This window comes from Salinarimonas rosea DSM 21201, from assembly GCF_000429045.1.
In the GTDB taxonomy this organism is placed as follows: domain Bacteria; phylum Pseudomonadota; class Alphaproteobacteria; order Rhizobiales; family Beijerinckiaceae; genus Salinarimonas; species Salinarimonas rosea.
On sequence record NZ_AUBC01000007.1, the window covers coordinates 1 to 26,243 of the forward strand.

27 protein-coding genes and 1 pseudogene are annotated in these 26,243 nt (G+C 72.9%); 20 read left to right on the forward strand and 8 right to left on the reverse strand.

Going from position 1 to position 26,243, the window contains the following annotated elements; genetic code table 11:
• Positions 1 to 332, reverse strand: a 332-nt coding sequence (locus G407_RS0106505; protein WP_029030158.1) for a DUF427 domain-containing protein, incomplete at its 3' end; no start/stop codon positions are given.
• A gap of 188 nt (positions 333 to 520) precedes the next feature.
• Between G407_RS0106505 and G407_RS32265 the strand changes: the two genes are divergently transcribed.
• From G407_RS32265 to G407_RS0106525, 4 genes and pseudogenes are all read left to right on the forward strand, one after another.
• Positions 521 to 811, forward strand: coding sequence for a chemotaxis protein CheB (locus tag G407_RS32265; RefSeq protein WP_029030159.1), 291 nt, complete (start codon positions 521 to 523; stop codon positions 809 to 811).
• The gene (locus G407_RS32270; RefSeq protein ID WP_029030160.1) at positions 802 to 1,236 is read left to right on the forward strand and encodes a CheR family methyltransferase; all 435 of its coding nucleotides are present in this window, start codon (positions 802 to 804) and stop codon (positions 1,234 to 1,236) included. The genes G407_RS32265 and G407_RS32270 overlap by 10 nt, the downstream gene beginning before the upstream one ends.
• Positions 1,170 to 1,982, forward strand: a pseudogene (locus G407_RS32275) (sensor histidine kinase); the annotation flags it as partial. The gene G407_RS32270 and the pseudogene G407_RS32275, both read left to right, overlap by 67 nt.
• Before the next feature lie 3 nt (positions 1,983 to 1,985).
• Entirely contained in the window at positions 1,986 to 2,360 is a 375-nt protein-coding gene (locus tag G407_RS0106525) for a response regulator (RefSeq protein ID WP_029030161.1), read from the forward strand.
• A 6-nt stretch (positions 2,361 to 2,366) separates the two neighbouring features.
• On the opposite strand, the gene G407_RS0106530 is transcribed toward G407_RS0106525, so the two are convergent.
• On the reverse strand, positions 2,367 to 3,251 hold the full coding sequence (locus G407_RS0106530) for a methyltransferase domain-containing protein (protein WP_029030162.1): 885 nt from the start codon (positions 3,249 to 3,251) through the stop codon (positions 2,367 to 2,369).
• A 261-nt stretch (positions 3,252 to 3,512) separates the two neighbouring features.
• Here G407_RS0106530 and G407_RS0106535 point away from each other — a divergent pair, with 261 nt between their 5' ends.
• From G407_RS0106535 to G407_RS26170, 11 genes are all read left to right on the forward strand, one after another.
• Positions 3,513 to 3,797 carry an acyl carrier protein gene (locus tag G407_RS0106535; protein ID WP_029030163.1) on the forward strand — a complete coding sequence of 95 codons (285 nt, stop codon included), beginning with the start codon at positions 3,513 to 3,515 and terminating at the stop codon, positions 3,795 to 3,797.
• Positions 3,798 to 3,841: 44 nt separating this feature from the next.
• Positions 3,842 to 4,303: a 3-hydroxyacyl-ACP dehydratase FabZ family protein gene (locus G407_RS0106540; protein WP_029030164.1), complete on the forward strand. Its 462-nt coding sequence runs from the start codon at positions 3,842 to 3,844 to the stop codon at positions 4,301 to 4,303.
• Positions 4,300 to 5,472: a beta-ketoacyl-ACP synthase gene (locus G407_RS0106545; protein WP_052341043.1), complete on the forward strand. Its 1,173-nt coding sequence runs from the start codon at positions 4,300 to 4,302 to the stop codon at positions 5,470 to 5,472. The genes G407_RS0106540 and G407_RS0106545 overlap by 4 nt, the downstream gene beginning before the upstream one ends.
• Before the next feature lie 29 nt (positions 5,473 to 5,501).
• Positions 5,502 to 6,785, forward strand: a complete 1,284-nt coding sequence (locus G407_RS0106550) for a beta-ketoacyl-ACP synthase (protein ID WP_029030166.1) — start codon at positions 5,502 to 5,504, stop codon at positions 6,783 to 6,785.
• A 57-nt stretch (positions 6,786 to 6,842) separates the two neighbouring features.
• On the forward strand, positions 6,843 to 7,598 hold the full coding sequence (locus tag G407_RS0106555) for an SDR family NAD(P)-dependent oxidoreductase (RefSeq protein WP_029030167.1): 756 nt from the start codon (positions 6,843 to 6,845) through the stop codon (positions 7,596 to 7,598).
• An 86-nt stretch (positions 7,599 to 7,684) separates the two neighbouring features.
• Positions 7,685 to 8,827: an acyl-CoA dehydrogenase family protein gene (locus tag G407_RS0106560; RefSeq protein ID WP_029030168.1), complete on the forward strand. Its 1,143-nt coding sequence runs from the start codon at positions 7,685 to 7,687 to the stop codon at positions 8,825 to 8,827.
• A 49-nt stretch (positions 8,828 to 8,876) separates the two neighbouring features.
• A complete protein-coding gene (locus G407_RS30950; protein ID WP_210163086.1) occupies positions 8,877 to 9,206 on the forward strand; it encodes a BrnT family toxin in 330 nt (109 codons plus the stop codon).
• Entirely contained in the window at positions 9,154 to 9,423 is a 270-nt protein-coding gene (locus G407_RS0106565) for a CopG family antitoxin (protein WP_029030169.1), read from the forward strand. The genes G407_RS30950 and G407_RS0106565 overlap by 53 nt, the downstream gene beginning before the upstream one ends.
• A 271-nt stretch (positions 9,424 to 9,694) precedes the next feature.
• On the forward strand, positions 9,695 to 10,306 hold the full coding sequence (locus G407_RS32015) for a shikimate kinase (RefSeq protein WP_245259031.1): 612 nt from the start codon (positions 9,695 to 9,697) through the stop codon (positions 10,304 to 10,306).
• Complete coding sequence (aroB, locus tag G407_RS32020; protein WP_245259032.1) at positions 10,303 to 11,475, forward strand: 3-dehydroquinate synthase; 1,173 nt, start codon at positions 10,303 to 10,305, stop codon at positions 11,473 to 11,475. The genes G407_RS32015 and aroB overlap by 4 nt, the downstream gene beginning before the upstream one ends.
• A 27-nt stretch (positions 11,476 to 11,502) precedes the next feature.
• Entirely contained in the window at positions 11,503 to 12,807 is a 1,305-nt protein-coding gene (locus G407_RS26170; protein ID WP_043539141.1) for an HlyC/CorC family transporter, read from the forward strand.
• A 6-nt stretch (positions 12,808 to 12,813) separates the two neighbouring features.
• Here the strand turns inward: G407_RS26170 and G407_RS0106585 are convergent, their stop codons facing one another.
• Both G407_RS0106585 and G407_RS0106590 read right to left on the reverse strand, forming a co-directional pair.
• A complete protein-coding gene (locus G407_RS0106585; RefSeq protein WP_029030171.1) occupies positions 12,814 to 14,550 on the reverse strand; it encodes a heparinase II/III family protein in 1,737 nt (578 codons plus the stop codon).
• Positions 14,551 to 14,634: 84 nt separating this feature from the next.
• Entirely contained in the window at positions 14,635 to 15,723 is a 1,089-nt protein-coding gene (locus G407_RS0106590) for an NAD(P)/FAD-dependent oxidoreductase (protein ID WP_029030172.1), read from the reverse strand.
• On the opposite strand from G407_RS0106590, the gene G407_RS0106595 reads away from it, so the two are divergent.
• The 4 genes from G407_RS0106595 (at position 15,722) to G407_RS26175 (ending at position 19,251) form a co-directional block, all read left to right on the forward strand.
• Positions 15,722 to 16,519 carry a LysM peptidoglycan-binding domain-containing protein gene (locus G407_RS0106595; RefSeq protein ID WP_029030173.1) on the forward strand — a complete coding sequence of 266 codons (798 nt, stop codon included), beginning with the start codon at positions 15,722 to 15,724 and terminating at the stop codon, positions 16,517 to 16,519. The genes G407_RS0106590 and G407_RS0106595 overlap by 2 nt on opposite strands.
• A gap of 99 nt (positions 16,520 to 16,618) precedes the next feature.
• Positions 16,619 to 17,575: a transaldolase gene (gene tal, locus G407_RS0106600; protein ID WP_029030174.1), complete on the forward strand. Its 957-nt coding sequence runs from the start codon at positions 16,619 to 16,621 to the stop codon at positions 17,573 to 17,575.
• A 169-nt stretch (positions 17,576 to 17,744) separates the two neighbouring features.
• Positions 17,745 to 18,899, forward strand: coding sequence for an iron-containing alcohol dehydrogenase (locus G407_RS0106605; RefSeq protein ID WP_043539143.1), 1,155 nt, complete (start codon positions 17,745 to 17,747; stop codon positions 18,897 to 18,899).
• Between the two features lie 52 nt (positions 18,900 to 18,951).
• Positions 18,952 to 19,251, forward strand: a complete 300-nt coding sequence (locus G407_RS26175; RefSeq protein ID WP_052341044.1) for a type II toxin-antitoxin system HicB family antitoxin — start codon at positions 18,952 to 18,954, stop codon at positions 19,249 to 19,251.
• Here G407_RS26175 and G407_RS0106615 read toward each other — a convergent pair.
• Positions 19,203 to 19,787 carry a VIT1/CCC1 transporter family protein gene (locus tag G407_RS0106615; RefSeq protein ID WP_052341045.1) on the reverse strand — a complete coding sequence of 195 codons (585 nt, stop codon included), beginning with the start codon at positions 19,785 to 19,787 and terminating at the stop codon, positions 19,203 to 19,205. The genes G407_RS26175 and G407_RS0106615 overlap by 49 nt on opposite strands.
• A gap of 171 nt (positions 19,788 to 19,958) precedes the next feature.
• Between G407_RS0106615 and mutL the strand changes: the two genes are divergently transcribed.
• A complete protein-coding gene (gene mutL, locus G407_RS0106620) occupies positions 19,959 to 21,884 on the forward strand; it encodes a DNA mismatch repair endonuclease MutL (protein ID WP_043539145.1) in 1,926 nt (641 codons plus the stop codon).
• A 93-nt stretch (positions 21,885 to 21,977) separates the two neighbouring features.
• On the opposite strand, the gene G407_RS0106625 is transcribed toward mutL, so the two are convergent.
• From G407_RS0106625 to G407_RS0106635, 3 genes are all read right to left on the reverse strand, one after another.
• Positions 21,978 to 24,170 (reverse strand): TRAP transporter permease, encoded by a 2,193-nt coding sequence (locus G407_RS0106625; protein WP_029030178.1) that lies wholly within the window; start codon positions 24,168 to 24,170, stop codon positions 21,978 to 21,980.
• Positions 24,171 to 24,246: 76 nt separating this feature from the next.
• Positions 24,247 to 25,200 (reverse strand): TAXI family TRAP transporter solute-binding subunit, encoded by a 954-nt coding sequence (locus tag G407_RS0106630; protein WP_029030179.1) that lies wholly within the window; start codon positions 25,198 to 25,200, stop codon positions 24,247 to 24,249.
• Between the two features lie 120 nt (positions 25,201 to 25,320).
• Positions 25,321 to 26,235 (reverse strand): LysR family transcriptional regulator, encoded by a 915-nt coding sequence (locus G407_RS0106635; RefSeq protein WP_029030180.1) that lies wholly within the window; start codon positions 26,233 to 26,235, stop codon positions 25,321 to 25,323.
• Between the last annotated feature and the right edge of the window lie 8 nt (positions 26,236 to 26,243).

A 26,243-nucleotide genomic window follows, 5' to 3' on the forward strand; every position in this document is an offset into this window, starting at 1 on the left:
GCGCGCTCGAAGGCGACGTGGCCGGCGATCGGCGCGACGGCGGGGAAGGGGCTCTCGTAGGACCAGGCGGCGTCCTTCATCTCCTTGCCGTGGCCGGAGACGGCGAAATAGCTCGCCTCGCCCTTGTAGGGGCAATGCGTGCGCCTGGGCGAGGGCTCGAGCAGGTCCATCGCCACGTCCGCGCGCGGGACGTAGAAGACCGGCGGGTAGACGCTCTCCTCGAGCCGCAGCGCGGCGTCCGTCTCCGCGACGATGGCGCCGCCGAGGACGACGCGCACACGCCTGCCGTGCGGCACGATGGTGATGGGATGGTCGGGGCCGGGCTCCTTCATCGGGGTCTCCTCGCAGGCTGCCGGAATCGGTGTCGCGGCGAGCCTAGCGCCGCATGTCGCGCGACGCACCTGCGGAAATGCCCGGCGGAACGCCCCGGGGGCGCGTTCGTAATGGAGATGCGACCCCTTGCGCCCGAGGACGTCGCGCCATTACGTGGGTGACCATGACATCGACATCGGACGGCCGGATGACGGACGACGACTGCAGACCCCGATTCCCGATCGTCGGCGTCGGAGCCTCCGCGGGGGGCGTCGAGGCGCTGGAGGGCTTCTTCTCCGGCATGCCCGATGCGCCCGGGCTCGCCATCGTCATCGTCACCCATCTCAACCCGGAGCGCGAGAGCCATCTCCACGAGATCGTGCGCCGCTACACCGCCATGGACGTGCGGCTCGCCACCGACGGTGCGCGGATCGAGCCGAACACCGTCCACGTAAGACCAAGACCTTCCTGCGCCGCGTGCATCGCCGCATGCAGGTGACCGGGCTCGAGGAGATCGGAGCCTACGTGGACCGCCTGCGCGCGACGCCCGAGGAGGTCACGGCCCTCTTCCGCGACCTGCTCATCAACGTGACCGCCTTCTTTCGCGACACGGAGTCCTTCGAGGCGCTGGAGCGCGAGGTGATCCCCGCGCTCTTCGCGGGACGCGGGGCCGACGACACCGTGAGGGTCTGGGTGCCCGGCTGCGCCACCGGCGAGGAGGTCTACTCGATCGCCATCCTGATGCGCGAGCAGATGGAGCGGCTCGCCACCGTGCCCCGCGTGCAGATCTTCGCGACCGACATCGACGAGCACGCGCTCGCGGTCGCGCGGGCGGCGCGCTACCCGGCGACGCTGATCGAGGGCGTCGACGAGGCGCGCCGCGAGCGCTGGTTCACGGCCGACGGCGGCACGCGGGTCCTCTGAAGGCCGAGCGCACCGACGACGAGGCGCACTTCCTCGTGCGGCTGGCGCCCTACCGCGACGGCGATCTGCGCACCGAGGGCGTCGTCGTCACCTTCATCGACGTGACGCAGCTGACACGGGCGCAGCTCCACCAGCGGCTCCTGATGGACGAGCTCAACCACCGGGTGAAGAACACGCTGGCCACGGTGCAGGCGATCGCCTCGCAGAGCTTCCGCGGCGTCGCGGGGCCGGAGGCGGAACGCAACGCCTTCTCCGACCGGCTGCGGGCGCTGGCGGCGGCGCACGACGTCCTGACGGCGGAGAGCTGGGAGGGCGCGGACCTCGACCGGATCGTGCAGGCCTCGCTCGGCCCCTTCGAGCCGGACAACGACGGGGACAGGGTGCGGATCGACGGTCCCGCGGTGCGCCTCGCGCCCCGCGCCGCGGTCGCGATCGCGCTCCACGAGCTGGCGACGAACGCCGTGAAGTACGGTGCATTGTCGACCCGGACCGGGAGCGTCCACGTCGCATGGCGTGTCTCCGCGGGCGAGGGCCCCGGCGACGGCGCGCGGCTGCGCCTGCGCTGGGAAGAACGCGGCGGTCCCGCGGTAGCGCCGCCGGCCGGCCGCGGCTTCGGCTCGCGGCTCATCGAGGCCGGCCTGGCGGCCGAGCTGCAGGGAGAGGCCACGCTGAGTTATGAACCCGAGGGGCTGGTCTGCATTGTCGACGTGCCCCTGCACGCCGTCGGGGCGCGAGCCGAAGGATGACGCATGGACGACCGCCGACGCCGGCGCGTCCTCGTCGTCGAGGACGAGGTCCTCGTGGCGATGATGATCGAGGACACCCTCCAAGAGCTGGGCTACGACGTGGTCGGCCCGGCGTATCGGCTGGGAGCCGGGCTGACGGCCTTGGACGGCGAGCCCGTCGATCTCGCCGTCCTCGACGTCAACCTCGCCGGCGAGCGGTCCATCCCGATCGCCGACCGGCTCGCGGAGCGCGGCATCCCCTTCGTCTTCGCGACCGGGTACGGCAAGGCCGGGCTCATGGGCGCTCATCCCGACGCGCCGGTCCTGCGCAAGCCGTTCTCGGGGGAGGACATCCGTGTCGCCCTGGCGCGGCTGCTGGAGCGGCAGCCGCAGGATTGAGCACGCTCAGCCCGGCGTCGCCTTCTCCCCCGCCGGGATCTCCCGCGTGCCGAGCGCGTCGGCGAGCCGCATCGCGGCGGAGCCCGGGCGCAGCGGCTTCTGCTGGCTCTCGTGCGGCGCCCAGCCAGTGAGCCAGACGAGCTCGAAGGTCGCGCGCACCCGCCCGTCCGGATCGGCCCAGCGCGCGGCGTAGTTCTCCGCGAGGCGCCCGAGCGTCGCGCGGGAGAGGGGCGCGCGGCGACGCTCGGCGAGGACGTTGGTGAGCCCCATGGCGCGCAGGTCGCGCAGGAGGCCGAACACGTCGTCGTAGCGCACGACGAGCGGATCGGCGTCCACCACCGGCAGCGCGAAGCCGGCACGCTGGAGCAGCGCACCGAGATCGCGCACGTCGGCGAAGGGCGCGACGCGCGGCGACACGCCCCCGGTGGTCTCGGCCTCCGCCGCGGCGAAGCTCTGGCGCAGCTCGAACAGCGTCGAGCCCCCCAGGAGGCAGGCGAGGAGCAGCCCGTCGGGCGCGAGCGCGCGGCGTGCCTGGATCAGCGTGCCGGGGAGGTCGTTCACGCCCTGGAGCGACAGCGCCGAGGCGACGAGGTTCACCGAGCCCGGCGCGAGCGGCAGCGCCTCCTCGTCCGCGACGATCGCGCCGGCCTCCGGAAGCGGCGCGAGGCGCACCACGCGGCGGGTGCCGGAGCGCCGGGCCAGCATCCGCGCGACGTGCGGCGTCGGCGTGCCGAGATCGACGCACGCGGGAAACTCCCGCAGCACGGCGGCGAGCCGGTCCTCCATGTCCTCCGCCGCCCGGGCGACCAGGAAGTCGGCATGGCCGCCGGCCGCCCGCACGCGGGCGAGGCGGGTGCGGGCGAGCCCGCGATCGAACACGACGTCGCTCATCGGCGCCTCCTCGTACCCCGCAGATAGCGATCCCGCGCGCCCGGGGGAAGCCGGGGCGCATCGCCGCGGGACGGGTGCGCGGCGGCGGCGGGTTCCTCGACCGGCCTCGAGTGTTGCCGGGCGCGCACCTTGCGTGTATGGGAGGCGCTTCGACGAGCCCCTCCTGCGCGAGGCCGGCCGCCGCGCGCGTGCGCGCAGAACCACGCACGACACAACACGGACGCTCCCCTTCGGGGCGTCGCCAGGAGCAGAAGCGTCGCGATGTCCACCACCTTCGACAAAGTCGCCGACATCATCGCCGATACGGCCGACATCCCGCGCGAGGAGATCACGCCGGAGAGCCACGCCATCGACGATCTGGGCATCGATTCGCTCGCCTTCCTCGACATCGCCTTCGCCATCGACAAGGCCTTCGGCATCAAGCTGCCGCTCGAGCAGTGGACGCAGGAGGTCAACGAGGGCAAGGCGCCGGCGGAGGAATACTTCGTCATGAAGAACCTCGTCGCGCGCATCGACGAGCTCGTCGCCGCCAAGGGTGCGGCCTGACCGCCGCGGCCCGAGAGGCGCGCCCCAGCAGGATCGGCGAGCGCATGCGGCTCGAATATTTCGAGATGATCGACAGGGTCGTGTCGCTCGACCGCGCTGCGAAGCGGATCGCCGTACGCTCCGTCGTGCCGCGGGAGAGCCCGGTCTTCGAGGGCCACTTCCCCGGCCACCCGCTCGTGCCCGGCGTGCTGCTCACCGAGACCATGGCGCAGGCCTCCGGCTACCTGGTGCTGGCGCTGATGGGCTACACGCACATGCCGTTCCTGATGGCGGTCGACAAGGCGCGCTTTCGCACCTTCGTCGAGCCCGACGCCGTTCTCGACATCGAGGCGCAGCTCGTCCACGAGGGCTCGGGCTACGTCGGCACGAAGGCGAAGATCGGGGTCGCCGGCAAGCCGATCTGCGATGCCGAGCTGCGGTTCCGGATCATGCCCTTCCCGCCCGGCCTCGACGACCAGATGCGCGCCCAGGCCGACCGCATCGGCCTGACGGAGCACGCCGCATGAGCGAGAGACCCGAGGATCGCCAGGATTGCGACGACCGCGACGTCGTCGTCACCGGCATCGGCCTCGTCTCCTGCGTGGGCGAGGGCGTCGAGGCGCATCTCGCAGCCCTCGCCGGCGGGCCCGCCGGCGTCTCCCGGGCGGGGCCCTGGGAGACCGGGCGGTTCGCGCCCTACCCCGTGCGCCCGGCGCCGGCGCTCGAGCTCTCGACGCAGATCCCCAAGAAGTCCGACCAGCGCCAGATGGAGCCCTGGCAGCGGCTCGGCGTCTACGCCGCCGGCGCCGCGCTCGACTCGGCCGGGATGAAGGACGACGCGGAGCTGAAGGCGCGCACCCACGTCATCGTCGCCGCCGGCGGGGGCGAGCGCGACTGGGACGTCGACGGACAGGTGCTGACCGCCATGCGCACGCACGCGGCCCCCGACGTGCTGCTCAACGAGCGCTTGATGTCGGACGTGCGCCCGACCCTGTTCCTGGCGCAGCTCTCGAACCTGCTCGCCGGCAACATCGCCATCGTCCACGGTGTGACGGGCGCCTCGCGCACCTTCATGGGCGAGGAGCAGGCCGGGGTCGACGCCATCCGCATCGCGCACGCGCGCATCGCCTCCGGGCAAACGGACGTGTTCCTGGTCGGCGGCTCGTTCAACGCCGAGCGCGCCGATTCCATCCTCGCCTACGCGCTCGGCCGGCTCGCCTATGCCGGCCCGCCGGCGGCGCTGGCGGACCGGACGGCGCCCGGCTTCGTGCTGGGCTCCGGCGGCGCCTTCCTCGTGCTCGAGGCGCGGGCGCATGCACGGGCGCGTGGCGCACGGATCCTCGCCGAGATCGCGGCGGTCGGCTCGGCGCGCACCGGGCGCGGCGAGGGCGCCCTCGCCGAGACGCTCGGCCGTCTCTTCGACGAGACCGGGACGGGCGCCGACGCCCGCATCGTCTCCGGCGCGCTCGGGCTTCCCGCACGGGACGACGCGGAGCGCGCGGTCCTCGCGGCGCGCGCGCCCGGTGCGACGCCGATCGTCACGCAGGATCTCGTCGGCCACCTGATGGAGGCCCACGCCCCCGCCGGCGTCGCCCTCGCCGCGGGCCTGATCGCCGCCGGCGAGGCGCGCGAGGCCGCCGTCACCAGCATCGGCCACCAGCGCGGCGCCGGCCTCGTCCGGCTGCGCGCGGCGTGAGCCGGACGAACGACCCCAAGGGACGAGCCATGGCCCAGCCGCGCTTCACAGACCGTTTCGGGCGCCCCCTCGTCGCCGTCACCGGCATGGGGGTGATCACCTCGCTGGGCGAGGGCAAGGCGGCGAACTGGGCGGCGCTCACCGCCGGGCGGTCGGGCATCCACCGCATCACCCGCTTCCCCGTCGAGGGGCTGCGCACCACGATCGCCGGCACCGTCGACTTCGAGGGCGCGGAGGACTTCTGCGCGCCCAAGCTCTCCGAGCGCCTCGCGACGACGGCCGCGACCGAGGCCGTGGCGCAGTCGGGCCTGCCCGCGGGCGACTTCCCGGGCGCGCTGTTCGTCGCCGTGCCCCCCGTCGAGATCGAGTGGCCCCAGCGCCGCGCGCTCGCCGAGGCGTCCGGCCAGGCGGGCGACGTCACCTATGCCGATCTCCTGGCGGCGGCGGAGACCGGGGCCTTCGCTGAGTGGCACGACCTCTTCCTGTTCGGCACCGTGGCCGATCACCTCGCCGAGCGCTTCGGCACGAAGGGCTCGCCGATCTCGCTCTCGACGGCGTGCTCGTCGGGCGCGACCGCGATCCAGCTCGGCGTCGAGGCCATCCGCCGCGGCGAGGCACCGGCCGCGCTGTGCATCGGAACGGACGGCTCGGTCCACGCCGAGGCGCTGATCCGCTTCTCGCTGCTCTCGGCGCTATCGACCCAGAACGCCGTGCCGGAGGAGGCGGCCAAGCCCTTCTCCAAGAACCGCGACGGCTTCGTCATGGGCGAGGGTGCCGCAGCCCTCGTGCTCGAGAGCGCGGAGCACGCGCATGCCCGCGGGGCGGAGATCCTCGGCTACGTCATCGGCGCCGGCGAGAAGGGCGACGGCTTCCACCGCACCCGCTCCTCGCCCGACGGCGCCCCCATCGTCGCCGCCATCGCGGCGGCGCTGGAGGACGCGGGCATCGGCCCCGAGGCGATCGACTACGTCAACGCCCACGGCACCGGCACGCCGGAGAACGACAAGATGGAGGCCATGGGCCTCATGGCCGTCGTCGGCGAGCGGATGCGGTCCGTGCCGATCTCGTCCAACAAGTCGATGATCGGCCACACGCTCACCGCCGCGGGCGCGGTGGAGGCGGTGGTCTCGCTGATGACGATCCGCGAGGGCGTGATCCCGCCGACCATCAACTACCATGTGCCGGACCCGGCAATTCCCCTCGACGTGGTGCCGAACGTCGCGCGCGAGGCGAAAGTGGGCTGCGTCCTGTCGAACTCGTTCGGCTTCGGCGGCCAGAACACCTGCCTCGTCCTCTCGGCCGAGCCGGGCTGACGCGGCCCGCCACCGTCCCCGGGGGCGGGCGACCGAAAGCGAACGACGGAGCGCACGATGACCGACCGCACCCGCATTCTCGTCACCGGCGGCGCCAGGGGCGTGGGGGCGGCGATCGTGCGCGCCATGGCGGCGCAGGGGCACGACGTCGTGTTCACCTACCGCTCCTCCGCGGACCAGGCGCGGGCGCTCGCCGACGAGGTCGCCGCGGCGAGCCCGGGCTCCGTGATCGAGCCGCGCCCCCTCGACCTCGCCGACAAGGACGCGGTGGAGGCCTTCTGCGGGATGGTGGAGAGCGAGAGCTATCTCGGCTTCGTCCACAATGCGGGGCAGAGCTACGACGCGCTCGCCGCCATGATGGCGCAGGACAAGGCGGAAGCCGCGATGCAGGTGAACTTCTTCGCCTTCGCGCGGCTGTGCAAGGCGCTCATGCGGCCGATGCTGCGCGCCCGCGCCGGGCGCATCGTCGCCATCGGCTCGGTCGCGGCGACCCAGGCGAACGCCGGCAATGCCGCCTATGCCGCCACCAAGGGCGCGCTCGCCGCCTACGCCCGCACGCTCGCCATGGAGACGGCGAAGCGGGGCGTGACGGTGAACGTGATCGCGCCGGGCTTCGTCGACACCGAGATGCTCGCGCCCTACGCTCCCTACCGCGAGAGCATGGAGAAGCAGATCCCGGCGGGTCGCTTCTGCCGGCCCGAGGAGGTCGCCGGGCTCGCCGCCTTCCTGATGACGCCGCCTGCGGCCTACATCACCGGCGCGACGATCCCCATCGACGGCGGGCTCGGCGCCATGCTCGGCGTCCACCGCTGACACCCGCGGACGGCGCCCGCCGTCTGGAGCGCGGGCGCGCGACCTGATAGCCTCCGCGGCCCCGAACGCGTCATCGAGGCCCGGTCATGACCCCCTTCGCCCTCTCCGAGGACCACGTCGCCATCCGCGACATGGCCCGCGCCTTCGCCGCCGAGAAGCTCGCGCCGGACGCCGTGCGCTGGGACGAGGAGAAGCATTTCCCCGTCGACGTGATGCGCGAGGCCGCCGAGCTCGGCATGGGCGGGGTGTACATCGCCGAGGACGTCGGCGGGTCGGGGCTCGGGCGGCTCGAGGCGGCCCTGATCTTCGAGGCGCTCGCCACCGGCTGCCCGACCGTCTCCGCCTACATCTCGATCCACAACATGTCCGCCTGGATGATCGACCGCTGGGGCTCGGACGCCCAGCGCCGGCGCTGGCTGCCCGGGCTCGTGATGATGGAGAGCCTCGCCAGCTACTGCCTCACCGAGCCCGGCGCCGGCTCGGACGCCGCCGCTCTGAAGACCCGCGCCCGCCGCGACGGCGACCACTACGTGGTGGACGGCGTGAAGCAGTTCATTTCCGGCGCCGGCGTGTCCGACCTCTACGTGACGATGGTGCGAACGGGCGAGGAGGGCGCCGGGGGCATCTCGACGCTGGTGATCGAGAAGGACACGCCCGGCCTCTCCTTCGGCGCCAACGAGCGCAAGATGGGCTGGAACGCCCAGCCCACGCGCCAGGTGATCCTCGAGGGCGCCCGCGTGCCCGTCGAGAACCGCCTCTCGGACGAGGGCACGGGCTTCAGGATCGCCATGGCCGGCCTCGACGGCGGGCGGCTCAACATCGGCGCCTGCTCGCTCGGCGGCGCCGACGCGGCGCTGGAGAAGTCGCTGGCCTACGCCCGCGAGCGCCGGGCCTTCGGCAAGGCCTTGGCCGACTTCCAGGCGCTGCAGTTCAAGCTCGCCGACATGGCGACCGAGCTCGAGGCCGCGCGCAGCTTCCTCTGGCGGGCCGCCGCCGCCCTCGACGCGGGCGCGCCCGACGCCGGCAAGCTGTGCGCCATGGCCAAGCGCGTCGCCACCGACCGCGGCTTCGAGATCGCCAACGAGGCGCTCCAGATCCACGGCGGCTACGGCTACCTCGCCGACTACGGCATCGAGAAGATCGTGCGGGACCTCAGGGTGCACCAGATCCTGGAGGGGACGAACGAGATCATGCGGCTGATCGTGGCGCGGGGGCTGGTGGGACGGTGAGGCTGTCGAGGGAGGACCGCCACGTTGCCGTTCGCCGAGGACGAGGTGTATGATGGCGATCCGGATCGACGGCGTCGACTGGGATGCGGGAAACTGGCCCAAGTGCGGAAAGCACGGTGTCGCACGAGCCGAGATCGAGCATGTGTTGGCGAGCATCGAGTTCCGGATTCCGGACCCGTTCCCCGGAGAGCCACGTTTCCGAACAGCGGGCCGGACGGCCGATGGCCGGCACGTGTTCCTCGTCTTCACCTATCGCGACCTGGGCGACCGCTTGCTCGTCCGCCCGGTGAGCGCACGGTACATGCACCAGAAGGAGGTAGAGGCCTATGAGCGAGCAAAGGAAGCCCTGGCCGTCCCTCCCGAGCGACGAGGCCGCTGAGCGGTTCGTCGCCGAAGCGGACCTGAGCGAGTACGACTGGACCCTCATGGAGCCCGTCGCACACGAGTTCGGTTCGTCCGAGGCGTCGGTGGAGTTGCGCCTGCCGAGGCGGGAGCTCGACCAGCTCAAGGCGGAAGCCGCCAAGAGGGGCTTACCCTACGAGCGATTCATGCGTGAGCTGATTTCGCGAGCCATGAAGACGTTGGAACCGCTCTGACGACGGTTGCATGCGATGGCCGCGACCCCTGCGTTCACCAGATCGCGCAACTGGCAGCAGAGTTCCTATCCCTGAACGAGGAAGAGAGCGGATCATCGGCGCGCCGCAGCGCGCGGTATCGACCTCGCCGGAGCTTCTGCCTCCCGCACCCTGCTCCCGCCCCCTCCCATCCGCCCGCATGACAGCCGCCCCCCGCGATGCTATCCAATCCGCCATGGCTGCGCGGCGTGACCAGGACGAGGGGGATGCGGCGGGGGGCGAGGCCGCTCCCGTGGCGGCACCCGTGGCCGCACCCGTGGCGGCTTCCGGAGCGACGCCGCGCGAGGAGCGCGTGCGCGCGGCGCTGTCGGGGCGGCCGCTGGTGCTCGTCGGCCTGATGGGCGCCGGCAAGAGCACGGTCGGGCGGCGGCTCGCGATGCGGCTCGGCCTGCCCTTCCGCGACGCCGACACGGAGATCGAGGAAGCCGCCGGCATGTCGATCCCCGACATCTTCGAGATCTACGGCGAGGCGCATTTCCGCGACGGCGAGCGGCGCGTGATCGACCGCCTCCTGCGCGAAGGACGAATCGTGCTCGCCACCGGCGGTGGCGCCTTCATGGACGACGCGACGCGACGCGCGGTGGCCGCGAGCGGCGTCTCCGTCTGGCTCAAGGCGGATCTCGACACCCTGATGCGGCGGGTGCGCAAGCGTTCCACCCGCCCGCTCCTGCAGAACGCCGACCCGGAAGGCACGATGCGCGCCTTGATGGAACGGCGCTATCCGGTCTACGCCACGGCGGACGTCGTGGTGGAGAGCCACGACGGCGCCCACGAGGAGGTGGTCGAGGCCGTCGTCGCGGCGCTCGAGGCGCACCTCGCGACGGAAACGGGAGACGCGCCGTGAGCGCCACCATCGATGCGCCCGCCGCTGCGCCCACGGCCTCGCCTTCGCGCGGGACCGTCCGCGTCGCGCTCGGGGACCGGTCCTACGACATCCTGATCGGCCGGGGCGTGTCCGCCGAGGCGGGCGCCCGCGCGGCCGCGCTCGGCGCGCGCGCCGTCGCCCTCGTCACCGACGACACGGTGGCCGACCTCCACGGCGAGGCCGTGCGCGCGCGGCTGGAGGAGGCGGGGCTGCGCTGCGAGGCCATCACCGTACCCGCCGGCGAGGGTTCGAAGAGCTACGCCACGCTGGCGCGGGTCTGTGACGCCATCCTCGCCTCGCGCATCGAGCGCGGCGACCTCGTCCTCGCGCTCGGCGGCGGCGTCGTCGGCGACCTCGCCGGCTTCGCGGCCGCGATCGTGCGGCGCGGCGTGCGCTTCGTGCAGGTGCCCACCACGCTGCTGGCCCAGGTCGATTCCTCCGTGGGCGGCAAGACCGGCATCAATTCCGCCCACGGCAAGAATCTGGTGGGCGCCTTCCACCAGCCGAGCCTCGTCCTCGCCGACACCGCGCTCCTCGACACGCTTCCCGCACGCGAGCTGCGGGCGGGCTATGCGGAGGTGGTCAAGTACGGCCTCATCGACGACCCCGACTTCTTCGCCTGGTGCGAGGCGAACGGCGCCGCCGTCCTCGCCGGCGGCCCGGAGCGCGAGCGGGCCGTCGCCCATTCCTGCCGCTCCAAGGCGGCGATCGTCGCCCGCGACGAGCGCGAGGAGGGCGACCGGGCGCTGCTCAACCTCGGCCACACCTTCGCCCACGCGCTCGAGCGCCTCGCGCGCTACGACCCCGCGATCCTCGTCCACGGCGAGGCGGTGGCCGCGGGCCTCGCCCTCGCCTTCCGCTTCTCGGCGGATCTCGGCCTGTGCGCCCCCGCCGACGCCGAGCGGGTCGCGCGCCATCTTGCGGGGAGCGGGCTGCCGACCACATTGGGAGGGTTCGCGGGCCTCGCGCCCGACCCCGAGCGCCTGCTCGACGCCATGGCGCAGGACAAGAAGGTCGTCGCCGGGCAATTGACCTTCATCCTCGCGCGCGGCATCGGCGCGAGCTTCGTCGCGAAGGGCGTCGACGTCGCGGCGGTGCGCACCTTCCTCGCGCGTGAATGCGCGGGCGCGGCGCCCGCACCGCGCTGACGCGCGAGGGACATCACGAGGAGAAACATGGACGGCTCGATCTGGGTCTCGATCCTGGCGGTACTCGCCTGCTTCGTCTTCTCGGGCTTCTTCTCCGGATCGGAGACGGCGCTCACCGCGTCCTCGCGCGCGCGCATGCACGCGCTGGAGAAGGGGGGCGACAGGCGGGCGACGCTCGTCAACCGCCTGCTCACGGCCCGCGAGCGGCTGATCGGCGGCATCCTCATCGGCAACAACGTCGTCAACACGCTGGCCGCCTCGCTCACGACGGGCATCCTGCTCTCGATCTTCGGCGAGGTCGGCATCGTCTACGCCACGATCGTCGTCTCGGTGTTCGTGATCGTGTTCTCCGAGATCCTGCCGAAGACGGTGGCGATCAACTATCCCGACAAGGTGGCGCTGATCGTCGCCAAGCCGATCTCCTGGATCGTCGCCCTCTTCGGCCCGATCACGCTCGCCATCGAGGCCTTCATCCGCGGGCTGGTGAGCCTGTTCGGCCTGAAGCTCGGCGAGGACACGAACGTGCTTTCCGCCACCGAGGAGCTGCGCGGCCAGGTCGACCTGCTGCACAAGGAGGGCGGCGTCGCCAAGGCCGAGCGCGACATGCTCGGCGGCCTCCTCGACCTGCGCGAGCTCGCGGTGGAGGACGTGATGGTCCACCGCACGCGCATGCGCATGATCGACGCCGACCTGCCCCCGGACGCGATCGTGCGCGAGGTCCTGACCTCGCCCCACACCCGCCTGCCGCTCTGGCGCGGCCGCCACGAGAACATCGTCGGCATCCTGCACGCCAAGGACCTCTTGCGGGCGCTGGACGCGGTGGGCGGCGAGGCGGCGCGGCTCGACATCGACGCGATCGCGCTCGAGCCCTGGTTCGTGCCCGACCGCACGTCCCTGCGCGACCAGCTGCGCGCCTTCCTGACGAAGAAGACCCACTTCGCCCTCGTCGTCGACGAGTACGGCGAGGTGCAGGGGCTGGTGACGCTGGAAGACATCATCGAGGAGATCGTCGGCGACATCAAGGACGAGCACGACATCGCGGTCTCGGGCGTGCGCGTGCAGGTCGACGGCTCGGTCAACGTCGACGGCTCGGTGCCGATCCGCGACCTCAACCGCGTGATGGACTGGACCCTGCCCGACGAGGAGGCGACCACGATCGCCGGCCTCGTCATCCACGAGGCGCAGCTCATCCCCGAGACCGGCCAGGCCTTCACCTTCCACGGCTTCCGCTTCCAGGTGCTGCGCAAGACGAGGAACCGCATCACGCTCCTGCGGATCAGCCCGCTCGACCTGCTCAAGCCCCGGCGCAGCACGGCGACAGCCGCGGAGTGAGCGGCCTCAGGCGCGGGTGAGCCGCTCGAAGCGCCAGGCGAGCGCGCCGACCGCGGCCGTGTCGAAGGCGACGACGATCTGGCAGGACTTCCGGGCGCCGTCGGTGGCCGACAGGTAGAGGCTCTCGTCGAGGCGCGCCTCGAGCCGTCCCGTCTTCGCGGTGGCGGCGCCCGCCGCGTCCGTCTCAAGCACGAACTGCCAGGTCTCGCCGTTGGAGAGCCCGAGCAGCACGACCCGGCCGCCCTGGGTCAGGCGCGCGCGCACGCTCGGATGCAGATGGAATCGCAGCGCCGCCGGCGCGCCGGCCGCACCCGCGGCCACGGGGACGAGCCGATCCTCGCCCGAAAGCCCGTCCCCCGCCCCCGAGAGCGCGAGCCGGCGCTCGTGCACGAGGCCGAACGCCGCGGCATAGCCGTCGTGGCGGGCCTCGAGCACGAGCGGCTCCGGCCGCTTCACCTGGACCTCGCCGGGGCCGTCGACGAGGAGGGTGCCGAAGCGCCGCTCGAGGAAGGCAGCGGGCAGCCGCGCGAGGCCGCGCGCGTCGCTCGTGAAGCGCCCGCAGGACGCCCGGTCGAGGGTGATCGTCGCATGCGCGGCGGTGTCCCGCGCCGCCCGCGCCAGCGGGTCGGCACGCTCGCGGGGGGCGCCGAGATTGACGACGAGGCGCGCCTCGCCGGACGTCAGCTCGAAGGAGAGGCAGCCCGCCGCCGCCTCGTGCGCGACGAAGGGCGGCGGGGGCGCGCCGACGTCGGCGACGAGGACGAGCCCGCCCGCCTGCAGCCGCTCGTAGCCGGAGATCAGGCCCCGCTGCAGCGGGCTGGCGCGCCCCTCGTCGTAGAACAGCAGCGTCGTGAGGTGATCGACCGGGGTCGAGCCGGTGCCGTTGAAGTGGCTGAGCGTCCCGTCGCCGTGGCGCAGGAGCCGCAGCATCGGCGGCATGCGGTCGATCGCACGGATCAGCGCCTCGGGCGGGTCGACGCCGCGGGCGAGGTAGACCTGCTTCAGGGGCAGGAGATCGAGCAGGAGGTCGAGCACGGTACGCGGGTTGCGCCCGACATGGCCGCCGTCGGCGAGGACCTGCCGGTCGAGCTCGCGGGCGAGCACCTTCGTCGCGCCGCGCCCGAGCGTCTCGCAGCCCTCGCAGCACAGGCCGGCATAGGCGAGCGCGATCGCCGCCTGGAGCCGCACGATCGGCCGCGGCGCGGCGCGCGCGGCGCGGGCGCAGATCGAGAGATCGCGGGCGAGCCCGCGCAGGAAGCGCTGGTAGAAGGCGTGATCGGCACCCTCGACGATCAGCGGCGACTGGCTGAGGAAGGAGATCGCCCGGCGCGCGGCCACCGACGGCTTGCGCAGCGCCGGCCCGTGCGACTCGCGCAGGTACTCGTCGACGAGCGCGCGGGCGTTGGCGCGGGCGAGCGCCGTGTCGGCGGCGCGCAGGTGCCGCAGCCAGGAGAAGCCGTGCAGGATGTCCGCCCAGCCCTCGGACGGCGGCTCCAGCGCGAAGGGCGATCGCCCCCCCGTGGCGAGCGTGCGCCCGCCGAAGACGAAGTAGCCGGCGTAGATGTCGTCGGCGATGGTGGCGTCGCAGGTGCGCATGTCGGGCGGCACGATCACCAGCCGACGGGGCGTGCGTGCGCGCAGGCCGCCGAGCCCGAAGAGGCTCGCGGTCTCGGCGCGCAGCGCGCGCCCGGCTTCGCGCAAGGCGAGCCCCGTCAGTCGCCAGCGATCGGGCGCGTCGGTCACCTCTTCCCCCGTCGAGGGTGCTCTCGTCGAAGGAACGCGCTCAGGGTTAATGCGGCGTTACCGGAACGGCGCGAAACGCGCGCTTCATCCCGTCGCGAGCGCGTCCGCCACCGCCTCGCCCAGAGACAGCGCGGAGGTGAGCCCCGGGCTCTCGATGCCGAAGAGCGCGACGTGCCGCGGCAGGCCGTGGGCGGTCTCGTCGGCGACGACGAAGTCCGCCGCCGGCTCGCCGGGGCCGGAGAGCTTGGGGCGGATGCCGCAATAGTCCGCGGTCAGCGCCCCGTCGGGCAGGGCGGGCCAGTAGCGGCGGATGGCGGCGTAGAAGCTCTCCGAGCGCATCGGGTCGACGTCGTAGTCCTCCGCCTCGATCCATTCGACGTCCGGGCCGAAGCGCATGCGCCCGGCGAGATCGAGGGTGAGATGCACGCCGAGCCCGCCGTCGACGGGGGCGGGATAGATCAGCCGCCCGAAGGCGGGGCGGCCGGCGCAGGCGAAATAGGTGCCCTTGGCGAGGCGAAGGGGCGGGATCGCCGCCTCGGGATAGCCCTCCGTCGCCCGGGCGATCGCCTGCGCGCCGAGCGCGGCGGCGTTGACGACGGCGTCGAAGCGGTGCGCCTCGCCGGCGACCGTCACCTCCCAGGCGCCGTCGCGGAAGGCGAGCCGCTCGATCGGGGTCGCCAGCGCCAGAGCGCCGCCGTTGTCCTCCATCTCGCCCTGGAGGGCGAGCATCAGGGCGTGGCTGTCGACGATGCCGGTCTGGGGCGAATGGAGCGCCGCGGTGCAGGCGAGCGCCGGCTCCATGGCGCGGGCCGCCTCGCCCGGAATCAGCGCCAGCTCCTCGACGTCGTTCGCCTCGCCCTGTGCGCGGATCGCCTCGAGCTTGCCGATCTCGGCCTCGCTCGTCGCCACGACGAGCTTGCCGAGGCGGCGGGCCGGCACGCCGCGCTCGGCGCAGTAGGCGTAGAGCATCCGGCGGCCTGCGACGCAATGGCGTGCCTTGAGCGAGCCCGTGGGATAGTACAAGCCGGCGTGGACGACCTCGCTGTTGCGCGAGGAGATGCCGCCGCCGATGCCGGCCGTGCGCTCGGCGACGACGACGGCGTGGCCGCGACGGGAGAGGGAACGGGCGATGGCGAGGCCGACGATGCCGGCGCCGATGACGAGGATGTCCATGACGGTCCTTGAAGCGCAGCCGCCGGCCTCGCGCAAGCCCGCGGATGCCGCGAGCCGGGTCGGCGCCGCGCTCGTGGGGGAGCCCGGGGCGGCGGCCGTGCGGGTGGCCGCGGTGGAGACCGCGCGGGCGGGCGCCGGAACGGTCCGCGCTCGTGCGCCGTTTGCGCGCATGGCCGGCGTTCCTCATCGCTCCTCCCCCGCGCCGCGTATCGCGCTCGCGGCGCTCGCCTTCCTCCTCGGCGGGTCGCTGCTGCCCGCGTCGGCCCAGCAGGACGGCGGCGGCTGCGGGGCCGAGCGCGTCGTCGCCGTCGGCGACACGCTCACCAACGTCGCGCGGCGCTGCGGCGTCACGCCCGAGGCGCTGCTCGAGGCGAACCCGCAGATCCGCGATCCCGACATCCTGCCGCTCGGCACGACAATGGCCATCCCCGGCGGGGGGACCGGGGAGAGCGGAGCCGACGCCGACGCGGCACCGGCGCCGTCCGCCCCCGCCGGCGAGACGCCGGGCGTCGCCCCCCTGCGCATCCTTCCCTTCGCCGGGCCGCTCGACGCGCGCGTGCGCCTGTTCGCACGGGGCCTGCCGCCGGGCGCCTCGGCGCTGATCGGCGCCGGCGCTCGGGCCGACGCCCCCCTCTTCTTCGAGCGCACGCAGATCGATGCGACGGGCGTCCTGTCCCACGTCCTCACCCTGCCCGACTGGGCGGCGGGGGAGGTCGTCCACGTCGTCGTCGAGACGCCGATCGGCGGCCCCTGGCTGCGGGCCGAGCCCTGGCGCGCGCCGCCCGTCAGCCCCTGAGACCGGCGCCACCGGGGCGTTGCGCGAGCCGGGCACGAGGCGCTACAAGCCCTCCAGCGAACCGACGCCGCCCCCGACGGCGCGACCCGGAGTGAGATCATGGCCTCGAAGCTCGCGCGGCTGCGCGACATGACGGTGGTCGTCGCCGATACGGGCGACATCGAGGCGGTCCGCCGCCTGGCGCCGCAGGACTGCACGACGAACCCGACCCTCCTCTTCAAGGCGGTGAAGGACCCCGCCTACGCCCACATCGTCGAGGAGGCGCTGGCCTGGGGCCGTGCGCAGGGCGGGGCCCGCGAGGCGGTGGTCGCAGGCGTCTGCGACCGGCTCGCGGTCTCCTTCGGCACCGAGCTCGCCGGCATCGTGCCGGGCCGCGTCTCGACGGAGGTCGACGCCGACCTCTCCTTCGACACCGCCGCGAGCGTCGCCAAGGCGCGGGCCCTGATCGCCGACTACGCCGCCCGCGGCGTCCCCCGCGAGAAGGTGCTGATCAAGCTCGCCGCGACCTGGGAGGGCATCCGCGCCGCCGAGATCCTCCAGGGCGAGGGGATCGACTGCAACCTCACGCTCCTGTTCTCGCTCGTGCAGGCGGCGGCCTGCGCGGATGCGGGCGTGTTCCTGATCTCGCCCTTCGTCGGGCGCATCCTCGACTGGCACGTCAAGGCCGGCGGCGGCCCCTACGAGGCCGAGACCGATCCGGGCGTCCTCTCGGTGCGGCGCATCTACGCCTACTACAAGGCCCACAGCATCGGCACCGTGGTGATGGGCGCCTCCTTCCGCAACGCCGGGGAGATCGAGGCGCTCGCCGGCTGCGACCGCCTCACCATCTCGCCCGCGCTGCTCGAGGCGCTGGCCGCCGACGAGGGCGACCTCCCCCGGCGCCTGTCGCCGGACACGATCGGCGAGGCGCCGGCGCGCATGCGGCTCGACGAGCCGGGCTTCCGCCTCGCGTTGAACGAGGACGCGATGGCGACCGAGAAGCTCGCCGAGGGAATCCGCGGCTTCGTCGCGGACGTCCGGTCCCTGCGCACGCTCGTGGCGGACCGCCTGGGCTGACACCTCCCCGGGCGGAAAGCCGTCCTCGCGTCCCCGTGCGCAGCACGGGCGGTGGGGCCGTTCGACGACGGGAGAGAACGGCGTCGCCGTCCTCTCCCGCGGGAAATCGGCGGGCGCTTGCGCCGGCCGCGCGCCGCGGGCACGCTCCGCGCACGAGGAGCACGACGCCATGCCGCCCATCACGACCCCCTTCGTCTTCGCCACGACCCCGTCCATCGTCTTCGGCGCGGGCGCGATCGCCCGGATCGGAGCGCTCGCCGCCGACCGGCTCGGGCCGCGCGTGCTCGTCGTCAGCGATGCGGGGCTCGTCGCGGCCGGGCTGGTCGCGCCGGCGATCGCGGCGCTGGAGGCGGCGGGGAGCGCCGTGGCGCTGTTCACGGACGTCGTCGCCGACCCGCCGGAGGCGATCGTCGAGGCCGCCGCCGCAGCGGCCCGTGCGCACGACGCGACGGGGATCGTCGGGCTCGGCGGCGGCTCGTCCCTCGACGTCGCCAAGCTCGCGGCGCTGCTGGCGGGATCGGGAGAGCCGCTGGCGGACGCCTACGGCGTCGGCAAGGCCGCCGGCCCGCGGCTGCCGCTGCTGCTCGCGCCCACCACGGCCGGCACCGGCTCGGAGGTGACGCCGATCTCGATCGTCACCACCGGTGCCCACACCAAGATGGGCGTCGTCTCCCCCCTCCTCCTGCCCGACGTCGCGCTGCTCGATCCGGACCTGACGCTCGGTCTCCCCGCCCCGGTCACGGCGGCGACGGGGGTCGACGCCATGGTCCACGCCATCGAGGCCTTCACCTCCGCCTCGCCGAACGCCAACCCGGTCTCCAAGGCGCTGGCCCGCGAGGCGCTGCGGCTCCTCGGCGGCGCGATCGCGGACGCCTGCCGCGACGGCGCGGACGGCGCGGCGCGCGGGGCGATGCTGCTCGGCTCGATGCTGGCGGGCCAGGCCTTCGCCAACTCTCCCGTCGCCGCCGTGCACGCGCTGGCCTACCCGCTCGGCGGCCGCTTCGGCATCCCGCACGGCCTCTCGAACGCGCTCGTCCTCACGCAGGTGATGCGCTTCAACCTGCCCGCCGCCGAGGCCGCCTACGCCGCGCTCGGCCCCTGTACCTTCCCCGATTGCCCGGCGGACGCCGGGGCCTTCATCGCCAGGCTCGAGACGCTCTGCGCCGAGATCGGCCTCGCGCGGCGCCTGCGCGACGTCGGCGTCCCCGAAGACGCCCTCGACCTCCTCGCCGACGACGCGATGGGGCAGACGCGGCTCCTCGTCAACAATCCGCGGGAGGTGGGACGCGCGGATGCGCTGGCGATCTATCGCGCGGCTTGGTAGCGGTGCAGAGGGGCGACACGCATCGGACGCCGGTCGGGACGGAGGGGAAGGCATGCGCGCATATATCGGCCTGATCCACAAGGACGACACGAGCGACTTCGGCGTCTCCTTTCCCGATCTGCCCGGCTGCATCTCCGCGGGACGGACCCTCGACGAGGCCGAGGCCATGGCCGCCGAGGCGCTCGCGCTGCATCTCGCGGGCCTGGAGGAGGACGGCACGGCTTGCCCGGAGCCGTCCTCGCGCGCCGCGATCACGGCGTTGGCGGATCATCGGGACGCCGTCACAGTCGTCGTGCCCGCGCCTCACCCCGCGCCGCCGGTGATCGCCCGCCCCAGCAGCCCGACGCCGTAGGCCACCGATCCCGCCGCGGCGCCGATGGCGAGCATCTCGAGGCCCGCCTGCAGCCAGGCGCGGTCCGAGAACAGCGCCCGCCCGGCGCCGACGCCGAACAGCGTCAGCGCGGACAGGCCGCAGGCCCAGGCGAAGGCCGAGCCGCCCGGCAGCGGCAGCAGGTAGGCCAGCAGCGGCACGAGCCCGGCCACGAGGAAGCCGCCGAAGGTCGCGAGCCCGTTGCGGGAGGCCTCGCGCAGGGACGGGCGCTCGGCCTCGTTCGGCGTCGAGCGCTCGGAGAGCACGTTGCTCGCCCCCATCGAGACCCCGTCGGCGAGGAGATTGGCGAAGCCCAGGATGAGGATGACGTTGGTCGAGAGCTGCGCGCCGGTGACGCCGGAGACCACCGCGAGCGTCGTCACCACGCCGTCGTTGGCGCCGTAGACGAGCTCGGGCAGGTAGGCCCGCATCCAGCGCGAGAGGCCCCGTTCCCCACCGGCTCGCGTCCCGCCGGCCCCTTTCTCGTCGCTGCCGCCCTCGTCACCCGTCTCGCGCATGTCGCTCCTCCGCACCGCGGGAAAACGCGACGCGCCGGGAGAAGGATGCGCGGCGATATCGCGCGGGACAATTGGCGGGACAAGGGGCGGGACAAGTGGACGAGCGCGCGGGCGGCCTTTCCCGCGCCCCGTTCGCCGCCCTACACTCTGCGCCGAGGCCCGAATCACGCCATGACCGTCGCCGACGCCCGCACCGCCGACCCGACCGCCCATCCCGAGCGCGCGCAGCCCGCGGCGGTGCGCCGGCTCGACCCGATCCTCGTCGACCGCATCGCCGCGGGCGAGGGGGTGGAGCGGCCCGCAGCCGCCGTGAAGGAGCTCGTCGAGAACGCCGTCGACGCCGGCGCCGCGGCGATCTCGGTGGAGATCGAGGCCGGCGGGCGCCGGCTGATCCGCGTCGTCGACGACGGGCGGGGCATGAACGAGGCCGACCTCGCGCTCGCGGTGGAGCGCCACGCCACGTCGAAGCTGCCCGACGGCGATCTCGGCGCCATCGCCACCCTGGGATTTCGCGGCGAGGCGCTGCCCTCGATCGGCGCGGTCAGCCGGCTGTCGATCACGACCCGCACCCGCGACGCCGAGGCCGGGCTCGCGCTCCTGGTCGAGGCCGGGCGCAAGGGACCGATCCGTCCGGCGCCGGCGCGGCCGGGCACCCGGATCGAGGTGGCCGAGCTGTTCGCGGCGACGCCGGCGCGGCTGAAGTTCCTGAAGTCGGATCGCGCCGAGGCGCTGGCCGTCTCCGAGGTCGTCAAGCGCCTCGCCGTGGCGCATCCGCAGATCCGCTTCTCGCTCGCGGGCGAGGGCGTCGGCGCTCTGACCTGCCCGCCCGAGCCGCCCGGCCCCGAGGGGCTGGCGCGGCGCATCGCCCGCGTCGTCGGCCGCGACTTCGCCGAGAACGCCGCGCCGGTGGACGCCGCGCGCGAGGGCTTCTCGCTGTCGGGGCTGGTCGGCCTGCCGACCTATCACCGCGGCACGGGCCAGGCGATCCACTTCGTGGTCAACGGCCGGCCGGTGCGCGACAAGCTGCTGCTCGGCGCCGTGCGCGGCGCCTACGCCGACGTGATGGCGTCGGACCGCCACCCGGCGCTGGCGCTGTTCATCGCCTGCGACCCGCGCATGGTCGACGTCAACGTCCACCCGGGCAAGACCGAGGTGCGCTTCCGCGATCCCGGCCTCGTGCGCGCGCTCGTCGTCTCGGCGATCCGCGAGGCGCTGGCCCGGGCCGGCCACCGCGCCTCGACGACGCTCGGCGGCGACGCGCTCGCGGCCCTGCGCACGCATACCGGCGCGAGCGCCTACGCCCGCCATGCGCCGGGCCCCGTGCGCCCGCAGCCGCTCGCCCGCTCCTGGCAGGCGCCGGAGGGGTTCGCGGAGGCCGGCCAGGCCGGCTACGGGGCCGATGCCCAGCCCGGCTTCGGCTTCGCGCCCTCGGCGGACACCCGCACCGCAGCCGAGGCACCCGGCGCCTCCTCTGCCGAGGACCATCCCCTCGGGGCCGCCCGCGCGCAGCTGCACGAGACCTACATCGTCGCCCAGACCCGCCACGGCATCGTCCTCGTCGACATGCACGCGGCCCACGAGCGGCTCGTCTACGAGCGGCTCAAGCGCGAGCGCGAGGGCCTCGGCGGAGACGGGATCGGCATCGCGCGCCAGATGCTGCTCGTGCCGGAGATCGTCGAGCTCGACCCCGACGACGCCGCCCGCCTCGCCGACGCCGCGCCGGCACTGGAGGCGCTCGGCCTCGTGCTGGAGGGCTTCGGCACGGGCGCGGTGTGCGTGCGCGAGACCCCCGCCGCGCTGGGGCGCCCCGACGTGCGCGCGCTGGTGCGCGACCTCGCCGACGCGCTGGCCGAGAGCGACGATGCCGGCGACGGGCACGCCGGCGCCGACCTGCTGGCGCGCCGCCGCGACGCGCTGCTCTCGCGCATGGCCTGCCACGGCTCGATCCGCTCCGGGCGGCGCCTCAAGCCCGAGGAGATGGACGCGCTGCTGCGCGAGATGGAGGCGACGCCGCTGTCCGGCCAGTGCAACCACGGCCGCCCGACCTTCGTCTCGCTGAGCCTCCCGGACATCGAGAAGCTGTTCGGCCGCCGGTGACGGGAGTGCGACGGCCTGCTCCTCGGTGGGGACGAAGCTCCCGTCGCGCGGCGGGCGCGACGCCGGCGGCTCCGAGCCGGCCGCGGCGGGGGCTCAGTCGGCTCGTCCCTTCGCGAGATTCGCCGCCGCGACCGACCTGCTCTGGACCAGCCACGCGAGACCCAGGGCCGCGAGACCGATCGCATCGGTGAGCCAGCCGCCGGCGATCATGCACAGCGCGCCCCCGACGAGCACGATCCGCAGCCATGCGGGGACCGGTCCGCGCATCCATCCCTGCACCGCGCAACACAGCAGATAGACGCCGAGAACCGCGGTCACGCCGACGTGCAGGATCTCGGTCCAGTGGCCCTGCAGCAGCATCGCATCGGTGTAGAAGAACATGTAGGGCACGATGAAGGCCGCGAGCCCGATGCGGAAGCTCTCCACGCTGGTCTTCATCGGGTCGGAGCCGGAGAGCGCGGCGCCCGCGTAAGCCGCGAGCGCGACCGGCGGCGTGATGGCCGACATGACCGCGAAGTAGAAGATGAAGAAATGCGCGGTCAGCGGCTCGACGCCGAGAGCGATGATTCCGGGCGCAATGACGCTCGCCGCGACGGCGTAGGCCGCCGTCGTGGGCATTCCCATCCCGAGGACGATCGAGACGCACATCGCGAAGAACAGCGCGAGGAGCTGGCTCTGGTCCGCCAGGCCGAGGAGCACCGCCGAGAAGCGCGAGCCGATTCCCGTCAGCGCGATGACGCCGACGATGATGCCGGCGGTGGCGCAGACGGCGACGAGCTGCAGCGACATCCGCGCCCCGAGCTCGAGAGCGAGGAACAGCTGCTTCGGCCCCATGCGATGCGGCGTGAGCCACGAGACGGCGGCAGCGGTCGCCATGGCCAGTGTCCCCGCGCGAATGACGGAGTAGCCGGAGAACAACGCATAGAGCAGCACGATGATCGGCGTGAACAGGTAGATCTGCCGCAGCAGCCGGTTCAATTGCGGCAGTTCCGACCGAGGCAGGCCCTTCATGCCGTACTTCTGCGCCGCGAGATCAACCATGAAGTAGACCGAGACGAAATAGACGATCGCCGGTATGATCGCGGCATAGACGATCTCGAGATAGGGGATGCCGGTGATCTCGGCCATGATGAAGGCGCCCGCCCCCATGATCGGGGGCATGATCTGACCGCCGGACGACGCCGCGGCCTCAACGGAGGCCGCGGTCTGCGGCTTGTAGCCCACGCGCTTCATCAGCGGGATCGTCAGCGAGCCGGTCGCAACGACGTTGCCCGCCGAGGTGCCGTTGATCATCCCCATCAGCCCCGAGGCGAAGACCGCGACCTTGGCGGGCCCGCCGCGCTGGCTGCCGGCGGCGGCGAAGGCCATGTTGACGAAATACTCGCCGACCCGGCTCGCCTGGAGGAAGGCTGCGAAGATGACGAAGAGGATGATGTAGGTCGACGATATCGCTATCGGCGCGCCGAGGATCCCGTTGTCGGTGAAGATGTACGTGAAGAAGCGCTTCGCGTCGTAGCCGCGATGCTGCAGGATGCCCGGCAGCCACGGCCCGAGGAAGGCGTAGCCGACGAAGACGCCGGCGATGACAACGAGCGCGAGCCCGGCCAGCCGCCGGGTCAGCTCCACGATCAGCAGGACGCCCGTGATCGCCGCCCACATGTCGCCGGGAAGCGCCATCGGCATCCCCGCGCGCAGCTGCAGCTGGCGGGCGAAGAAGACGATGTAGGCGACCGCGGCGGCCGACGCGACGGCGAGCAGGACGTCCGCGAACGCGAAGCGATCACGTCGCTGGCGTGGAAACAGCCAGGAATGCAGCATTGCGGCGCAGGAGCCGAGGAAGAGCGGGATGCCGAAGCTCGACATCGCCCATCGTGGCGGCAGTGCCTCGCCCATGACCCGGCCATTGATCCAGATCGCGCCGATCGCGACCGTGCCGTACGCGATCCCCGCGAAGGCCGCGGCCAGGAGCGCCAGCGAGGCCGCGCCGCGCGCGGGGGCGCCGTGGGGCCGAACCGTGGTCGCGCCGAAGATGAGGAAGCCCAGCACCAGCCCCCCGCCGACATGGCTGAGCCGGAAGGCCCAGGTCTCCAGGGGATAGACGTTCATCACGAACAGGTGGAACAGGCTGTAGAGCACGCAGGCGACCGCGACGACCCGGTGCCGCGCCCCGACGAAGACGCGCTGATTCCCCGTTGCGACCTCGTCGTCGACCGTCGACGCCTGCCGCTCCACCAGCGAGACCGGCGGGGCGTCTGCGTCCGGGGCGCGGTTCTCGTCCGGGTTCATGTCTCGCCGCCCTCCCCACCGCGACACGACGGCAGGCGGACCGTGTCCCGCCTGCCGCAGCCTTCGCGCGTTGCCCTTATCTCAGGTTGTCCGGGATGGTATGTCCGTTCTCCTCGAACCAGCGGACCGCGCCCGGATGGAAGGTCATGAAGGTGTTGGCGCCGACGTTCTCGGGCAGCATCTCCCGCGCCGCGGCGTGGAACGTCGTCATCTGCTCGTGATTCTCCATCGCGAGCGCGACGATCCGGTATGCCGTCTCCTCGTCCATGTCCTTGTGGGCGATGGCGAAGTTCCAGAGGGAGACCGACTGCAGCGGCTCCGGCTGGTCCTCGTAGGTGCCGGCGGGGATGGTGAAAGCCGACATGCCGGGCTCCGCCTCGAGGAATCGGGCGAGCTGCTCCTCGGTCAGGCTGAGGAATACCGCGTCGTTCTCGATGGCGAGCTGGCTGAACGCGCCGGTGGGGATGCCGGCGGCGAAGGCGAAGGCGTCGATCAGCCCGTCCTTCAGCTGGCCGACGCTGTCGTTCGCGCCGGCGTTCGAGGTGTTCACGTCGATGCCGATGGCTTCGAAGAACCGCGGCCAGTAGGTGGCCGCAGTGCCGCCCGCGGGCCCGATGCCGACCCGCTTGCCCGCGAAGTCGGAGAAGTCCGTGATGCCCGACGATGCCAGCGCGGCGGCCTGGAGCGGCGTCTGGTACATCGGGAACAGCGCCCGGATGTCGGTATGCTCGACGCCCGGCATCAGCTCGCTCTCGCCGGAAAAGGCGTCGAAGGCGGGCCCCATGGTGACGAATCCCATCTGGTGCTCGCCCGTCTGCACGAGCGTGACGTTCTGTACCGGGCCGCCGGTGATCTCGACGCTCGCATTGACGCCGACGGCTTCGGAGACCGCCGCGGCGAAGCCGCTCCCGAAGGTGAAGTAGGCGCCGCCCTGGCTGCCGGTCCCGATCGTGATGCTGTCCTGCGCCACGGCCGGCAGCGCCGCCATCGCGACCGCGACAGGCGCGAGAATCATCGCCTTGAATGACATGGTGCCGTCCTCCCTGCTGTCGCCCGTGGGACCACGGGTTCTTCTCGGGACAGCTAAGGCGGGAGCGGCAGCACGGACAACGCGACTGAAACTATATACAAAACATGAATACCGAAGCGACTAGGCCGTCGCCGCGATCTCGTCCAGGTGGGCGTCGAGGCAGCGCAGGAACCGGTCGCGGGCCGGATCCCGCGTGCTGCGGACCCAGGCGGCGGCGAGATGCAGCCTGCGCATCGGCTGCCCGTCGAGCGACAGGATGGGTATGAACCGAACCCCGGAGATGGCGAGGCGAGACGACCAGCGCGGGACGATCGCGAGGCCGAGCCCGGCGCCGACCATGTTGACGATCGTATGCTTCTCTTCCGCGATCTGGGCGACGCGCGCCGTCAGCCCGGCCTCGAGCAGCAGCTTGATGGTGAGGTCGTGGCTGTGCGGGCGCGATTGCCGGTCCGGCACGATGAGCGGCTGGTCCGCCAGCTCCGTCGGCGTCAAGCTGTCTCTGGTGGCGAGCGGATGGCCCGCCGGCACTGCAACGACCGCCGTCTCCGAGCACAGGGGCCGAAAGACGAAGCGAGCGTCCCGGCGCTCCGGAGGCCGGACGATCGCGAGGTCGAGGCTGCCCGACAGCAGCCTCGGCAAGAGGCGGATCGACTTCTGCTCGTGCAGGCTCACGTCGATCTCGGGGTTGGACTGCCGGAAGTAGGTGAGAAGCTGCGGCACCAGGCCGATCGAGGCGCTGTCGATGGCGCCGATACGAAGCACGGTGGCCTCCTCGCGGTGGCTGTTCCGTGCCCGCACCTCGAGGCCGTCCGCCAGCTCGACGATGCGGCGCACCTCCTGGAGCAGGTCCCGTCCGGCCTCCGACAGCGCGACATGCCGCGTCGTACGGGTCACGAGCGTGGTCCCGAGACCGTCCTCGAGATTCTTGAGATGCCGCCCGAGCGAGGCCGGCAGCATGTCGAGACGCCGCGCGGCGCGCCCGAAATGCAGCTCGTCGGCGACCGCCAGGAAACAGCGCAGCTGGATCAGCTCCATGGGTCGAC